Origin of the sequence: Streptomonospora halophila (genome assembly GCF_039542725.1) — a bacterium.
In the GTDB taxonomy this organism is placed as follows: domain Bacteria; phylum Actinomycetota; class Actinomycetes; order Streptosporangiales; family Streptosporangiaceae; genus Streptomonospora; species Streptomonospora halophila.
Genome location: NZ_BAABIK010000011.1, coordinates 159,941 through 174,450 on the forward strand (window position 1 = coordinate 159,941; position 14,510 = coordinate 174,450).

Sequence of the window (14,510 nt, forward strand, 5' to 3'; positions counted from 1 at the left end):
GGAGGGATTCAACGGCGGCTGGGGACACCGCGCCTTCGGTGCGCTCGATCGCACCTGCGTGCCCATCCAGGCTACCCGCCTTCCGCCAGCCTGCTTTCTCGACACTGTGTCATCTCACTCTTGAAGGCCTCCCCCACGTGCTGACATCATGTCAGTATCCCAATCGGGATAAACGCCAACAAAGGAGGGCATGTGCCCACTGCGGAAGGCCGCCGCCCCAGTGAGGACCCCGACTTCCGCGCCCGCACCGCCGCCCGCGAGGACGCACGCACGCCGTTCTCCGAGCTGCTCAAGCGGGCCACCTGGTCGGCGCACGAAGACGCCGAGCAGCACGGCTTCACCCGCGCCCTGCTGGACGGCCGGCTGCCCCGCGAGGGGTACGCGGCGATGGTCGCGCAGCACTACTTCGCCTACGTCGCGCTGGAGCGGGTCGGCCGCTCGCTGGCCGGCGACCCCGTCGCCGGCGCGGTCGTCCACCCCGGCCTGTTCCGCGTGCCCGCGCTGGAGCGCGACCTGGAAGCCCTCTACGGAGGCGACTGGCGCGAGCGCATCGCCCCCACAGCGGCCACCCGCGCCTACACCGCGCGCATCGAGCGCACGGCCGGCGACCCCGCCGGTTACGTGGCCCACCACTACACCCGCTACCTCGGAGACCTCTCCGGCGGGCAGTTCATCCGCAAGGTCGCGGCCGGCGCCTACGGGCTCGACGAACGCGGCGGGACCGCCTTCTACCACTTCTCGGAGCTGGGCAGCCTGCCGCGGTTCAAGGCCGGCTACCGCGCGCGGCTGGACGCACTGGAGCTGGACGAGGCCGCGCGCGACCACGTCGTAAGCGAGACGCGGCTGGCCTACCGGCTCAACGTCGCGGTACTGGCCGATCTCGGCCACATTTTCGCCGCCGACACGGCGGCCTGAACCCGGGCGCGCGCTCCGCCGGCCGCGGCACCCGTGCCGGGCGCCGCCGGGGGACCTACGGCGCCGCCGCCGGCGGGCGCGCCGCCGCCCGCCCGACCGCGGCCCTGGTGCCGGTGTACTGCCGTGTGCCGCCACCGCGGCGCTTACCGGGCGCCGCCGCCGCGTGACACCATGGGCGCATGCCCAAGATCTCGGCGCCCACCATCGCAGCGCACCGCGCGCAGACCCGCGAGCGCATCCTGGAGGCGGTCGCCGCCCTCACGCGCGTGCAGGGCATCGACGAGATCTCCATGACCGACGTGGCGGCCGAGGCGGGCATCACGCGCACGGCGCTGTACAACTACTTCCCCGACAAGCCCGCGCTGCTGCTGGCCTTCACCGAGCAGGCCACCACCGGGTTCGTCGACCGCTACCACCGCGAGCTGCCCGCGGGCGCCGGCGCGGCCGAGCGGCTGGAGACCTTCGTGCGGCTCCAGGTCGAGGCCCTGGCCGAGCACCCCCACCCCGCGGCCGCTGAGCTCGGCGCCAGCCTGGGCCCCGACGCCTACCAGGCCCTCGCCGAGCACGTCGCGCCGATGCAGCGGCTGCTCACCGGCATCCTGCGCCAGGGCGTCGACGACGGCGAGTTCGCGGCGGCGCCGGTGGAGCCCGTGGCCCGCCTGGTGCTGGCGATGCTGGGCGCCCAGCGGGCGCCCCTCATGCACGGCGAGACCACCCCCGGCGACGCCGGGCGCCTGGTGGCGGCCTTCACGCTGCGCGCGCTCGGCGCCCGCGCAACCGACGCCGCCGGTCACTCCGCGTCACCCTCGCTCACCTGAGGTCATACCGGCGCGACCGGAACCGGCAGCGGCCGCTCCTCGGCTGCGCACCCGCAGCGGAGCTGGGGCAAAATCGGGCACCGCCCAGCCAGCCCCCGCTCCGGAGGAGCCCCCGGTGTCCCTGCTCCTGATCCTGGCCGGCGCCCTCCTGGTCGCCGTCGCGATGTTCAACCGCGTGCCCCGGTTCCAGGCCCGCGCAGCACCCCAGCTGGTACGAGCGCGGCTGACCGAGGCCGGTCGGGCGACGCTCACCGCGGTAGGCGGCAGCGCGCTGATCGTCGCCTTCTTCCTGGCGCTGTCGGGGATGTGACCGCGGCGCCGGCTCAGCCCAGCACCGTGCGCAGCCGGCGCGCCGCCAGCCGCGCGGCGCTGGTGGCCGCCAGGGCCGTGGCCACCGCCGCCGAGGCCGCCGCGGCCTCCAGCGCCGCACTGCGGCACTCGGCGTCGCGCTGAGCGGCCGCGCGCTGCTCGGGGCTGAAGCGGCCCCCGCAGTCGCGCGGGTCCAGTTCCAGCCGGCGCCAGCGGACCGGCCACTCGGCCGGCGGCCGCTCGGGGTGGCCGCGCAGGGCGACCGCCGAGGGCGTGGCGGCGTAGGAGGTGCGGGGCTTGAGCGGGGCCGGATCCGGTTCGCCCGAATCCAGTTCGATCGGCGCGGGGCCGGTGTAGCGCAGCGTGCCGGGGGCGTTGGCCAGCAGCTCGGCCAGCAGTTGGGCACAGGCGCGGGCGTCGCCCAGCGCGGTGTGCTGTCCGGTGGGCCAATGACCGCTGAGCGTGTGGCAGGCGCGCGGTAGCGAGTAGCGGGGCAGGTCGAGCTGGGAGCGCAGCGACAGCAGCGTGCACAGGCCCGGCAGGCCGCCCGGAAGACCGGCCGGAAGCAGCTCCGAGGCGAGGAAGCGGCCCTCGAAGTCGAGCTTGTGCCCCACCAGCACCGCGCCGGAGAACAGGCCGCGCAGCGCGTCCACCAGCTCGGCGGCCTTGGGCGCGCCGATGACGTCGCTGGCGCCGATGCCGTGGAACTCCTGCCCGGTGACGGCGGAGCCGGGGTCGACCAGCGTGGTGAACTCCCGCAGCAGGGTGCCGTCGCCGCGCATGCGCACCACCGCGATCTCGCAGATGCGCGCGCCCTCACCGGGGTAGAGCCCGGTGGTCTCGACATCGACGACCGCGTACTCCAGATCGCGCGCGCCGCGGGCCGCGCCGCGGCGGCGGGTCAGGGCACCCATCCGGACCATCCGCCCGGCGTCGGGTTCGGCGTCCAGCACGTCGTCCACACCCCGTCCGATCCTCATCGCGGCACCTCCCGCGGCCAGACACTACGACACGCTCGGGAAGACCGCTGCCGCGAACGGCGTTGAACCAGCGGCCCGGACCCGCCACCCCCTGGGCTCCGGCCGTGACGTATGAGCGCCCCCGACCGAGGAGTTCCCCATGCAGCAGAGCCCGCAGCCGCAGTACGTCCCGCTGGTCGAGGTGGTCCGGTCCGGATTCGCCGAGGGCGTGCACTTCGGCACGGCGGTGGGGCTCACCGCCCGCGGTGAGATCGGCTACGTCCGCGGCGGGGCCGAGGCCCCGATGCTCCCGCGCTCGTCCGCCAAGCCCTTCCAGGCCGCGGCCGTGCTGCGCGCCGGCGCCGACCTGGGACCCGCGCAGACCGCGATCGCCGCGGGGAGCCACAGCGGGGAGCCGCGCCACGTCGAGACGGTGGAGGGGATGCTGGCCGGCGCCGGCCTCGACGCCGGCGCGCTGCGCTGCCCGGCCGACTGGCCCCTGGACCGCGGCGAGCGCGAACGGCTGCTCATGGACGGCGGTGCGCCCTCGCCGCTGCTCATGAACTGCTCGGGCAAGCACGCGGCCATGCTCGCAGCCTGCGTCGCGCGCGGGTGGAGCACCGGGGACTACCTGGAACCGGACCACCCGGTGCAGGAGCTGGTGCGCAGGGAGGTCGAGGAGATGTGCGGCGAGCCGGTCGCCCACACCACCGTCGACGGGTGCGGCGCGCCGCAGCTGGCGGTCTCCCTGCTGGGCCTGGCGCGCGGCCTGCGGGAGATGACCCTGGCACCGGAGGGTTCGCCCGAGGCCGCGGTGCTGGAGGCCATGCGGAACCGGCCCGAGTACGTCGCCGGCGAGGGGCGCACCGACACCCTGCTGATGCGCGGCCTCCCGGGCGCGGTGGCCAAGATGGGGGCCGAGGGCGTGCTCGTCGTGGCCGCACCCGCCGGCGAGGTGGCGGCGGTGAAGCTGAGCGACGGCGACCCGCTGTTCCGCGCGCGCACCCTGGCGGCGCTGGAGGCCCTCGCGGCGGTCGGCGCCGACGTCTCCCCCGTTCGCGACCTGGCCGCTGCGGAGGTCCGCGGCGGCGGCAGGGCGGTGGGCCGCCTTCGCCCCGTCGCCGACGAGGCGCTCGCCTGACCCGTCCCTCCCCGGCGGTCCCGGCGGCGGGCGCCGGTGCGGACGCCGGGGACGGCGCGACCGCGGTACCGGCCCTGTCCGCGCGGTGGGCGGAATCGGAAGGCACTGGGCTATGTTTCGACCAGACGGGGCCGTGCGGCGGCCCCGAAGCGGCGGCCCACCGGTTCGCCGGTTCCACGCGCGTGACCACCACCGACGAAGGGCGGCACATGGGCGACATCCGCAGCGTCGCGATCGCCGGAGCGGGCATGGCCGGGCTGCACGCGGCCGAGTCCCTGCGCGAAGCCGGCTTCGAGGGGCGGATCACGATGATCGGCGAGGAGCCGCACCGCCCCTACTCGCGCCCGCCGCTGTCCAAGGAGTTCCTGACGGGCAAGGGCGCCGGTGCGGGCATCGACCTGCGCGAGGACTCCGCGTTCGACGGCCTGGGGCTGGACCTGCGGCTGGGCCGGTCCGCGCGGCGGCTGCGCCCGCGCGAGCGCGCCGTCGAGCTCGACGACGGCTCGCAGGTGGCCGCCGACGGCCTGGTGATCGCCACGGGCTCCCGCGCCCGCCGCCCCGGCACCGCGCTGGAGGGGGTGCACGTGCTGCGCACCGTCGAGGACGCCGAGGCCGTGCGCGACTCCTTCAAGGCCGCCGAGCGCGTCGTCGTCGTGGGAGCCGGGTTCGTCGGCGCCGAGGTCGCCTCCAGCGCCCGCGCGGCCGGGCTCGAGGTCGTGCTGCTGGAGGCCGAACCCACCCCGCTCACCCGCGTCGTCGACCCCCGGGTCGCCGGCGTGTTCGCCGAGCTGCACCGCGACCACGGCGTCGACCTCCGGCTGGGCGTGGGCGTGACCGGGTTCGAGGGGCGCGGGCGCGTCGAGCGGGTACGGCTCGGCGACGGCAGCGCGGTCGAGGCGTCGCTGGTCGTGGCGGGCCTGGGCGCCCTGCCCAACACCGGCTGGCTGGAGGGCTCGGGCGTCGAACTGGCCGGGGGCACCGGCGGAGTGCTCTGCGACGAGTACTGCCGCACCGCCCTGCCCGGGGTGTATGCGGCGGGCGACATCGCCGCCTGGCCGCACCCGCGCTACGGCGGCCTGATGCGCCTGGAGCACTGGACCAACGCAGGCGAGCAGGCGGCCGCCGCTGCGCGCAACCTGCTGGCGGGCGGCGGCACGCCCTACACCCCGGTCCCCTACTTCTGGTCCGACCAGTACGGGATGAAGATCCAGCTGCTGGGCCAGGCCGCGCCCGCCGACACCGCCGAGATCGTGCACGGCTCGGCCGAGGACCGCAAGTTCGTCGCCCTCCTCGGCCGCGCCGGGATGCTCGTGGGCATCCTGGGCCTGCGCTCCACGCCGAAGGTGATGCGCCTGCGCCGGCTCCTGGCCGAGCCCACCACCTGGGAGGACGCGCTGGCCGAGGTCAGCCCTCGATCGTGATGGCCTGCTTGGGGCACATGCGGGCGGCCTCCTCGACCTCGGCCCGCAGGTCCTCCGGGGGCTCCTCCTGCAGCACGTAGAGGAAGTCGTCCTCACGCACCTCGAAGACCTCCGGCACCACACCCATGCACACCGCGTTGCTCTCGCACCGGTCGAAGTCGACGTTGACCCGCATGGTTCTCCTCGCTCTGCGCCGTGGGGCCGCTGCTTGCGCGTCCGAGCCTAATCCCGCACCGAGCGGCCGCGGACCCGCGGGCGGATGGCGCGCCCCCCGCCACTGGAGACGCTTCCCAGACGCTTTCAGCCCCCTCTCAGGCGTCGGCGAAGGCGTCGGTGGCCTCGATGAGGTGGTGCAGGATGCCGGGTTCGCTGAAGGCGTGGCCGGCGTCGTCGACCAGGTGGAACTGCGCCTCGGGCCAGGCCCGGTGCAGGTCGTGTGCGGTCTTGACCGGGGTGCACACGTCGTAGCGGCCCTGCACGATCACGCCGGGGATGCCGCTCAGCCGGTCGGCGCCGTCGATCAGCTGGCCGGGGGTGAAGAAGCCGCCGTGGGCGAAGTAGTGGTTCTCGATGCGGGCGAAGGCCAGCGCGTACTCCGCCTCGGCGTGCTGGGCGCGCACGCGCTCGTCGGGCAGCAGGGTGATGGTCGAGCCCTCCCACAAGCTCCAGGCGCGGGCCGCGGCCAGGCGCACATCGGGGTCGGGCGAGGACAGCCGGTGCGCGTAGGCCCCGATGAGGTCGTCGCGCTCCTCCTCGGGGATGGGCGCGAGGTAGTGCTCCCACAGGTCGGGGAAGAGGTAGCTGGCGCCGTTCTGGTAGAACCAGCGGAGCTCCTCGTTGCGCAGGGTGAAGATCCCCCGCAGGACCAGTTCGCTGACCCGCCGGGGGTGCTCCTCGGCGTAGGCCAGCGCCAGCGCGCTGCCCCACGAACCGCCGAACACCTGCCAGCGGTCCACGCCCATCATCGTCCGCAGGCGCTCCAGGTCCTCCACCAGCGCCCAGGTGGTGTTGGTCTTGAGGTCCACGTCCATGCCGGCGGCGTGGGGGGTGCTGCGGCCGCAGTTGCGCTGGTCGAAGAGCAGCACGCGGTAGCGCTCGGGGTCGAACAGGCGCCGGTGGTCGGGTGAGCAGCCCGCACCCGGTCCCCCGTGCAGGAACACCGCAGGCTTGCCCGCCGGGTTCCCGCACAGCTCCCAGTAGATCCGGTGTCCATCGCCCACGTCGAGCATGCCGGAGTCGTAGGGTTCGATGGACGGGTACAGCGTGCGCATGGGTTAGGCGTCCTTCGTCGCAGATGTGGCCGCGGACAATCCTAGAACCGGGACGACCGGGCGCAGTGCCGCGCGTCCGCCGCGGGAGGACGTTTCCCGGCACTCGGGCGCAGCGCCGGAAGCCCGGCCACGCCGAGGGTTTCGCACGCCGCGGCGGATTTGCGCGCCAAGATCGTTCCAGCGCACGGCATCGTCCCCGCTGCCCGCCCCGCGCCTGCGCCTCCCGCGCTGCCGGGCGCGCCGCGGCCGCCGGGCGTCCCCGCGGCGGAGCCCGGCTCCAGAGTGTGTCCAGGGTCACATGAAACGCCGCGAACCTGCGCGGACACCGGCTTCGGGCCGTGCGCGCCGAGGCGCACCACACCCGGCGGCTCCGAAAGGGCCGCGGCCGGTGCGCGGGGCGGCGCCCCGGAACACTCCGGCACCCCGCACGCCGCCCACCCGCGTTAGTGTTCTGAGTGGGTCCGCAGGTGAGACGGAAGTAGGGACACAGAAGGCATGCCCAACACCAATGACACGCGCGTCGCCAGCTACCAGCCGCTGATCGCGCCCAAGGACCTCCTCGCCGAGCTCCCGATGGGACCGGAGCGCGCCGCGCTGGTCGAGGACGCCCGCGGCGAGGTCAAGCGCGTGCTCGACGGCGCCGACGACCGCCTGCTGGTCATCGTTGGGCCCTGCTCCGTGCACGACCCCGAGGCCGCGCTGGACTACGCCGAGCGGCTCAAGGCGCTGACGCCGTCCCTGAGCGAGGACCTCTGCCTGGTCATGCGCGTCTACTTCGAGAAGCCGCGCACCACGCTGGGCTGGAAGGGGCTCATCAACGACCCCGGGCTGGACGAGAGCTACGACGTGCACCGCGGCCTGCGCACCGCGCGCAAGCTACTGCTCGACATCGGCTCGATCGGCGTGCCGGCCGGCACCGAGTTCCTCGACCCCATCACCCCGCAGTACATCGCCGACGCGGTGGCCTGGGGCGCGATCGGCGCCCGGACCACCGAGAGCCAGGTCCACCGCCAGCTCGGCAGCGGCCTGAGCATGCCGGTGGGCTTCAAGAACGGCACCGACGGCGACGTGCAGGTGGCGGTGGACGCCTGCGGCGCCTCCGCGGCCTCGCATACCTTCTTCGGAATCGACCCCTCGGGCGCGGGCTCGGTCGTGGTCACCGCGGGCAACCCCGACTGCCACGTCATCCTGCGCGGCGGACGCAGCGGCCCCAACTACGACGCGGCCGGCGTCGCGCCCGCGCTGGAGGTCGTCGAGCGCTCCGGACTGCCGCGGCGGCTGATGATCGACGCCAGCCACGCCAACAGCGGCAAGGACCACACCCGCCAGCCGGGGGTGGCCGACGCCATCGCGGCGCAGGTCGCCGACGGTCAGCGCGGCATCATCGGCGTGATGCTGGAGAGCTTCATCGAGGAGGGCGCCCAGAAGCTGGGCGACCCCGCGGAGCTCTCCTACGGGCGCTCCATCACCGACACGTGCATGAGCTGGTCGACCACCGAGGACGTGCTGGGCCGGCTCGCCGAGGCGGTACGCAAGCGCCGCTCGGTCTAAGCACCGGAGCCCGCTGCCCCGCCCGCGGCCGAGGGCGCCCGGACTCGCCGCGGGCCGCGCGCCGCGGACGCCTTTCGGGGGCGCCGCCGGAGGGACCCGGCTCTCGGGTGCCGCCGGCGCCCCCGGCTCCGCGGCGGTCGGCGTCTCCGCTGGCAGGTGCGGTGAAGTGGGCGTTTCGTGTCCCCTTGGCTGTTCGCGCGAAAGCCGCACTGCTAGCCTGGAACCGGTCGTTGAATCCGTACGGGAGAGAGTCCGTGCAGCCGGCACGGGCCGCCGAAGGAGCAATTCCTCCCCAGAGAACCTCTCAGGCGCGCCGGACCGTACGGTCGAGACCACTCTGGAAAGCAGGGGCGTTCGAGCCCCTCGCCGAAGGTGCAAGCCGCGTTCGCGCGGCGAAGCTCTCAGGCATCATGACAGAGGGGGAGGATGGCAACGCCTGTCACGAAACGACGTCCATCCTCTCGGGAGTGAGAATGACTGCGCCGGACGACGGATCGGCACTGCGGACAACGCCGCTGCACGCCGTCCACGAGCGGGCCGGGGCCACCCTGGTCGGCTTCGCGGGCTGGGAGATGCCGCTGCGCTACGGCGGCGAGCGCGCCGAGCACGCGGCCGTGCGCGAGACGGCCGGACTCTTCGACCTCTCCCACATGGGCGAGATCCACATCACCGGCCCCCAGGCCGCCGACATGCTGGACTACGCCCTCGTGGGCCATCTGTCCAAGGTCGCGCCGGGCCGCGCCCGCTACACCATGATCACCGCGGCCGACGGCGGCGTCCTCGACGACCTCATCGTGTACCGGCTCGCCGACGACGAGTACCTGGTGGTGGCCAACGCTGCCAACACCGGGACCGTGCTCGCCGCCCTCAGCGAGCGCGCGGCGGGCTTCGGCGCCCTCGTCGAGGACCGTTCCGCCGACTACGCGCTGATCGCCGTGCAGGGCCCGGCCGCCGTCGACATCCTGGCGCCGCTCACCGACGCCGACCTGAGCACCATCAAGTACTTCGCGGGATACTCCCACCAGGTCGCCGGGCACCCGGTGCTCCTGGCCCGCACCGGCTACACCGGCGAGGACGGCTTCGAGATCTTCCTCAGCCCCGGCGACGACGCGCCCGCCGTGTGGGACGCCCTGCTCAAGGCGGGCGAGCCGCACGGCCTGCTCCCGGCCGGGCTCTCCGCCCGGGACACGCTGCGCCTCGAAGCCGGCATGCCCCTCTACGGCAACGAACTGGACGCCCGGACCACCCCCTTCGAGGCCAACCTCGGCCGGGTCGTCAAACTGGACAAGCCCGGCGACTTCGTGGGCCGCGACGCGCTGCAGAGCGTCGCCGACTCCGGCCCGCGCCGCCGCCTGGTCGGCCTGGTGGCCCGCGGCCGCCGTCCGCTGCGCAAGGACAACACGGTCCTGCTGGACGGCGAGCCCGTGGGCGTGGTCACCAGCGGGGCGCCCTCGCCCACGCTGGGCAAGCCCGTCGCCATGGCCTACATGGACAGCGGGGCCGACCCGTCCTCCGGCGAGACCGCCGTGGACGTGCGCGGCCGCGCCGAGGCCGTCGACGTCGTCGACCTGCCGCTCTACCGCCGGGAGCGCTGACCCCGGCGGCGGCCGAAGCGCGCGCACAGCGTGCGCGGCCGCAGGCCGAAGCGGCAGAATTCGACTGGGTGGAACCGCCGACGGTCCACGCCGAACCGGTCGGGCGGCCACACGCGAAGGCGCCGCGCCCTACCCGGTCCCAGACCCGGACAACGACGACCTCCTGGAGATTTGAATTGAGCGTTCCCGCGGAGCTGAACTACACGAGCGACCACGAGTGGGTGGCGGTCAGCGACGGTGTCGCCACAGTCGGCATCACCGCATTCGCCGCCGAGGCGCTCGGCGACATCGTCTACGTCGAACCGCCGGAGACGGGCACCACCGTCGCCGCCGGTGAGACCTGCGGGGAGGTGGAGTCCACCAAGTCCGTCAGCGACCTGTACGCGCCGGTCAACGGCGAGGTCGTCGACGTGAACCAGGCTGCGGTGGACAACCCCGAGGTCATCGGGACCGATCCCTACGGCCAGGGGTGGCTCTTCAAGGTGGAGGTCACCGAGGAACCGTCCGAGCTGCTCTCTCCGGAGCAGTACACGCAGTTGACCGAAGGCGAAGGTTGATCACATGCCCTCTCAGCGGAATCTGCTCGACCAGTCCCTCGAACAGCTCGATCCGGAAGTCGCCGCAGCCGTCGGCGCCGAGCTCAACCGGCAGCGCGACACGCTGGAGATGATCGCCTCGGAGAACTTCGCTCCGCAGGCGGTGCTGGAGGCCCAGGGCACGGTCCTGACCAACAAGTACGCCGAGGGCTACCCCGGCAAGCGCTACTACGGGGGCTGCGAGCACGTCGACGTGGTCGAGCAGCTCGCGATCGACCGGGCGAAGGCGCTGTTCGGCGCCGAGCACGCCAACGTGCAGCCGCACTCAGGCGCCCAGGCCAACACGGCCGTCTACTTCTCGCTGCTCAAGCCGGGCGACACGATCCTGGGCCTGGACCTCGCGCACGGCGGCCACCTGACCCACGGCATGAAGCTGAACTACTCCGGCAAGATCCTCAACGCGGTCGCCTACCACGTCCGCCCCGAGGACGGCACCGTCGACTACGACGAGGTCGAGAAGCTGGCCAAGGAGCACCGGCCGAAGATGATCGTCGCCGGCTGGTCGGCCTATCCGCGCCAGCTGGACTTCGCGCGGTTCCGCAAGATCGCCGACGACGTCGACGCCCTGTTCATGGTCGACATGGCGCACTTCGCCGGCCTGGTGGCGGCCGGGCTGCACCCCAGTCCGGTGCCCCACGCCGACGTGGTCACCACCACCACGCACAAGACCCTGGGCGGTCCGCGCGGCGGGCTCATCCTCAGCAAGGAGGAGTTCGGCAAGAAGATCAACTCCGCCGTGTTCCCCGGCATGCAGGGCGGACCGCTGGAGCACGTGATCGCCGGCAAGGCGGTCTCGCTGAAGGTCGCGGCGGGCGAGGAGTTCGCCGACCGGCAGCGGCGCACCGTCTCCGGCGCCAAGATCCTGGCCGATCGGCTGATGCGCGAGGACGCCGTCCAGTCGGGCGTGCGGGTGCTCAGCGGTGGCACCGACGTCCACCTCGTACTCGTCGACCTGGTCAACTCCCAGCTCAACGGCAAGGAGGCGGAGGACCGGCTGCACGAGATCGGCATCACGGTCAACCGCAACGCCGTACCCGACGACCCGCGGCCGCCCATGGTGACCTCGGGACTGCGCATCGGCACCCCCGCGCTTGCCACGCGCGGGTTCGGCGACGAGGACTTCACCGAGGTCTCCGACGTCATCGCCGAGGCGCTCAAGCCGGAATACGACGCCGCGGCGCTGCGCGGCCGCGTCGAGGCGCTCGTACGCAAGAATCCGCTCTACCCGGAGCTGTAGAGGGCAGTCCCCTGCCCTCCTGGTGCGGCCGGGGCGTGCTCGGCACTCCGCCCCGGCCGCACCGAACACCGAAATCGCTCCTGTACCCGCAAGGAGGGCAGGAATGGCAATCAGCGTCTTCGACCTGTTCACCATCGGCATCGGTCCGTCGAGCTCGCACACCGTGGGGCCGATGCGGGCCGCACGCAGGTTCGCCGAGGGGCTGGCCGAGTCCGGGCTGCTGGAGCGCACCGCCGCGGTGCGCGCCGAGCTGTACGGCTCGCTGGCACTGACCGGCAAGGGGCACGGCAGCGACCGCGCCGTGGTACTCGGGCTGCTCGGGCAGACGCCCGAGGGCGTCGACGTCGACGCCGCCGCGGCGACGGTCGAGCGTGTACGCACGGAGCACCGGCTCGCCCTGGCCGGCGTCCGCGAGGTCGACTTCGACCCCGAGACGCACCTGGACTTCCGCCGCAAGGAGACGCTCCCGGGCCACCCCAACGGCATGCGCTTTTTGGCCCTGGACTCCGCGGGCACGGAGCTGCGGGCCCACACCTACTTCTCGGTGGGCGGCGGCTTCGTCGTCGACGAGGAGGCCGTGGGCGCCGACCGGATCACGGCCGACGAGACTCCGCAGCCCTACCCGTTCTCCAGCGCGGCCGAACTGCTGGAGACCTGCCGCGAGACCGGCATGTCCATCAGCGCCGTCATGCTCGCCAACGAGCGGGCGTTCGGGCGCACCGACGAGGAGATCGGCGAGGGCCTGCTGGAGATCTGGCGGGCGATGCGCGCGTGCGTGCGCCGGGGCGTGACCACCGAGGGCACTCTGCCCGGGGGCCTGAAGGTTTCGCGCCGCGCGCCGCGGCTCTACCGCCAACTCGGCGGCCACTGCGGCCCCGAGGGTCTGGCCGGCCCCGACCACAGCGACCCCGGCGACCCGATGCGCGGCACCGACTGGATCACGCTGTACGCCCTGGCGGTCAACGAGGAGAACGCCGCCGGCGGCCGGGTGGTCACCGCACCCACCAACGGCGCGGCCGGGATCGTCCCGGCGGTGCTGCACTACTACGCGCACTTCACCCAGGGCGCGGGCGACGAGGGGACGATGCGCTTCCTGCTCGCGGCGGGGGCGATCGGCATCCTCTACAAGCAGAACGCCTCGATCTCCGGCGCCGAGGTCGGCTGCCAGGGCGAGGTCGGCTCGGCGTCGTCCATGGCGGCAGCGGGCCTGGCCGAGGCGTGGGGCGCGACCCCGGCCCAGATCGAGAACGCGGCGGAGATCGCCATGGAGCACAACCTGGGCCTGACCTGCGACCCCATCGGGGGCCTGGTGCAGGTTCCCTGTATCGAGCGCAACGCCCTGGCCTCGATCAAGGCGATCAGCGCGGCCCGCCTCGCGCTGCGTGGCGACGGCAGCCACTTCGTCTCCCTCGACAAGGTGATCCGCACCATGCGCGACACCGGCCGGGACATGATGGACAAGTACAAGGAGACAAGCCGCGGCGGCCTCGCGGTCAACGTCATCGAGTGCTGAAACCGGAGCCGGACATCAGCCGATCGGACCGGCGTGGTGGAAGGCCCTGAGTTCCACGGCGATGTCAGACACGTCTGGCATCGCACCCGTGGTCACGTCGAGGACGAAGCGCTCCGCCCTGTCCTCGTCGACCGGCGTGATCAATGACGCGCCGTTCACTTCCAGGAACACGGCTGGGCAGTTCCAAGCGGCCCGCTTGTTCCCGTCGACGAAGACAGGGTTGCGGGCCAAGGATTGGAGGAGCGCCGCCCCCTTCTCGATGAGCCCGGGGTAGTGCTCCACCCCGAATGACGAAGAGCGCGGCCGGTGGACCGCGCTCTCCAGAAGACCGTAGTCCCGGACCACCACTCGGTTCTGGTTGTTCTGCCGAAGCGCCATGGTGGTGATCTCGACCACCTGGACCACGGTCAGGTAGACGATGTGCGAAGCCATCGCCTACCTTGCGAGCCGTTCGTTCAGGCCGGCCGAGGCCTGCGTCACCCTCACCGCGGCTTCCATGACACGGCGGTGGTGGATGCTCCCCAGAATGCTTCCCTTAGCGAGGTTCTTGACACTGGTGTCTTCCTCGGCGGCCGCCCGACGGATCTCCTCCATCTCTTCGGCGGTGAACTCGATGTTGAGTGCCGGCATACCCACCCCCTGGTACCTGATTTGGTACCAGCTTATCAGCCGACGAGTGTCGCGGCTTCGCACGAGGGTGTGCGATGGATGTCGCCGTCCAGCCGTACGCTCAGCGCCCGCGAACGCGCCCCCGCCCCAACCGGCCAGCGCGGCGCGCGGCCGGTCGGGCCTCGGGCGACCCCTGCGGGTGGCGGTGTCCATAGCCTCAGGGGATGGAGAACTGACGCCTTTACCCGAGTGGCCCCTGTATACAGAATTATGTATTCAATATCCACTACAAAAGGTGATCTCGTGCGACACGACGGATTCCACTCGCCCCCCGACCCCCCGTCCTCTTCCCGCCCTCCGGCGGTAACCAGGCGCGGCCTGCTCCGCGGCGGCGGAGCGACGGCCGGCGGACTGGGGCTGTCCCTGCTGGGAGCAGGAGCCCTGCCCGCGAGCGCCCGCGACACCGTCGACGACCGCGGCGCCAACTCACCCCGGGGTGCGCGCCGCCGGCTGCTCCGGGGGGGGGTGCTTCTATGGGTTTGTCAAGCCGCCTGGGCCACCGGCGGTTGGTAGAA

The 14,510-nt window shown here is 73.0% G+C and carries 15 protein-coding genes and 1 riboswitch; of the genes, 10 read left to right on the forward strand and 5 right to left on the reverse strand.

The genetic code is table 11. The annotated features are described in order from the left end of the window. Window positions 1–285: 285 nt before the first annotated feature. From ABEA15_RS11740 to ABEA15_RS11750, 3 genes are all read left to right on the forward strand, one after another. A complete protein-coding gene (locus tag ABEA15_RS11740) occupies window positions 286–915 on the forward strand; it encodes a biliverdin-producing heme oxygenase (protein ID WP_345556664.1) in 630 nt (209 codons plus the stop codon). Between the two features lie 179 nt (window positions 916–1,094). Continuing rightward, window positions 1,095–1,733, forward strand: coding sequence for a TetR/AcrR family transcriptional regulator (locus ABEA15_RS11745; protein ID WP_345556651.1), 639 nt, complete (start codon window positions 1,095–1,097; stop codon window positions 1,731–1,733). A 115-nt stretch (window positions 1,734–1,848) separates the two neighbouring features. Beyond that, entirely contained in the window at window positions 1,849–2,043 is a 195-nt protein-coding gene (locus tag ABEA15_RS11750; RefSeq protein ID WP_344142313.1) for a hypothetical protein, read from the forward strand. A 13-nt stretch (window positions 2,044–2,056) separates the two neighbouring features. On the opposite strand, the gene ABEA15_RS11755 is transcribed toward ABEA15_RS11750, so the two are convergent. Further along, window positions 2,057–3,022: a 3'-5' exonuclease gene (locus ABEA15_RS11755; RefSeq protein ID WP_344142314.1), complete on the reverse strand. Its 966-nt coding sequence runs from the start codon at window positions 3,020–3,022 to the stop codon at window positions 2,057–2,059. Between the two features lie 139 nt (window positions 3,023–3,161). Here ABEA15_RS11755 and ABEA15_RS11760 point away from each other — a divergent pair, with 139 nt between their 5' ends. Both ABEA15_RS11760 and ABEA15_RS11765 read left to right on the forward strand, forming a co-directional pair. Then, a complete protein-coding gene (locus ABEA15_RS11760) occupies window positions 3,162–4,142 on the forward strand; it encodes an asparaginase (RefSeq protein WP_344142316.1) in 981 nt (326 codons plus the stop codon). A 209-nt stretch (window positions 4,143–4,351) separates the two neighbouring features. Further along, window positions 4,352–5,563 (forward strand): NAD(P)/FAD-dependent oxidoreductase, encoded by a 1,212-nt coding sequence (locus ABEA15_RS11765; RefSeq protein ID WP_345556665.1) that lies wholly within the window; start codon window positions 4,352–4,354, stop codon window positions 5,561–5,563. On the opposite strand, the gene ABEA15_RS11770 is transcribed toward ABEA15_RS11765, so the two are convergent. Continuing rightward, entirely contained in the window at window positions 5,547–5,738 is a 192-nt protein-coding gene (locus ABEA15_RS11770; RefSeq protein ID WP_344142317.1) for a ferredoxin, read from the reverse strand. The genes ABEA15_RS11765 and ABEA15_RS11770 overlap by 17 nt on opposite strands. 136 nt (window positions 5,739–5,874) lie before the next feature. Continuing rightward, window positions 5,875–6,834 (reverse strand): prolyl aminopeptidase, encoded by a 960-nt coding sequence (gene pip, locus ABEA15_RS11775; RefSeq protein WP_345556652.1) that lies wholly within the window; start codon window positions 6,832–6,834, stop codon window positions 5,875–5,877. A 495-nt stretch (window positions 6,835–7,329) separates the two neighbouring features. Here pip and ABEA15_RS11780 point away from each other — a divergent pair, with 495 nt between their 5' ends. The 5 genes from ABEA15_RS11780 (at window position 7,330) to ABEA15_RS11800 (ending at window position 13,326) form a co-directional block, all read left to right on the forward strand. After that, window positions 7,330–8,385 (forward strand): 3-deoxy-7-phosphoheptulonate synthase, encoded by a 1,056-nt coding sequence (locus ABEA15_RS11780; RefSeq protein WP_344142319.1) that lies wholly within the window; start codon window positions 7,330–7,332, stop codon window positions 8,383–8,385. A gap of 327 nt (window positions 8,386–8,712) precedes the next feature. After that, window positions 8,713–8,812, forward strand: a riboswitch (glycine riboswitch). Between the two features lie 46 nt (window positions 8,813–8,858). Further along, on the forward strand, window positions 8,859–9,980 hold the full coding sequence (gcvT, locus tag ABEA15_RS11785; protein ID WP_345556653.1) for a glycine cleavage system aminomethyltransferase GcvT: 1,122 nt from the start codon (window positions 8,859–8,861) through the stop codon (window positions 9,978–9,980). A 176-nt stretch (window positions 9,981–10,156) separates the two neighbouring features. Beyond that, window positions 10,157–10,537, forward strand: coding sequence for a glycine cleavage system protein GcvH (gcvH, locus tag ABEA15_RS11790; RefSeq protein ID WP_311544711.1), 381 nt, complete (start codon window positions 10,157–10,159; stop codon window positions 10,535–10,537). A gap of 4 nt (window positions 10,538–10,541) precedes the next feature. Beyond that, window positions 10,542–11,813, forward strand: a complete 1,272-nt coding sequence (locus ABEA15_RS11795) for a serine hydroxymethyltransferase (RefSeq protein ID WP_345556654.1) — start codon at window positions 10,542–10,544, stop codon at window positions 11,811–11,813. 103 nt (window positions 11,814–11,916) lie between these two features. Beyond that, a complete protein-coding gene (locus tag ABEA15_RS11800) occupies window positions 11,917–13,326 on the forward strand; it encodes an L-serine ammonia-lyase (RefSeq protein ID WP_344142323.1) in 1,410 nt (469 codons plus the stop codon). Window positions 13,327–13,341: 15 nt separating this feature from the next. Here the strand turns inward: ABEA15_RS11800 and ABEA15_RS11805 are convergent, their stop codons facing one another. Next, on the reverse strand, window positions 13,342–13,758 hold the full coding sequence (locus ABEA15_RS11805; RefSeq protein ID WP_345556655.1) for a type II toxin-antitoxin system death-on-curing family toxin: 417 nt from the start codon (window positions 13,756–13,758) through the stop codon (window positions 13,342–13,344). A gap of 3 nt (window positions 13,759–13,761) precedes the next feature. After that, the gene (locus tag ABEA15_RS11810) at window positions 13,762–13,956 is read right to left on the reverse strand and encodes a hypothetical protein (protein ID WP_345556656.1); all 195 of its coding nucleotides are present in this window, start codon (window positions 13,954–13,956) and stop codon (window positions 13,762–13,764) included. Window positions 13,957–14,510: the final 554 nt, after the last annotated feature.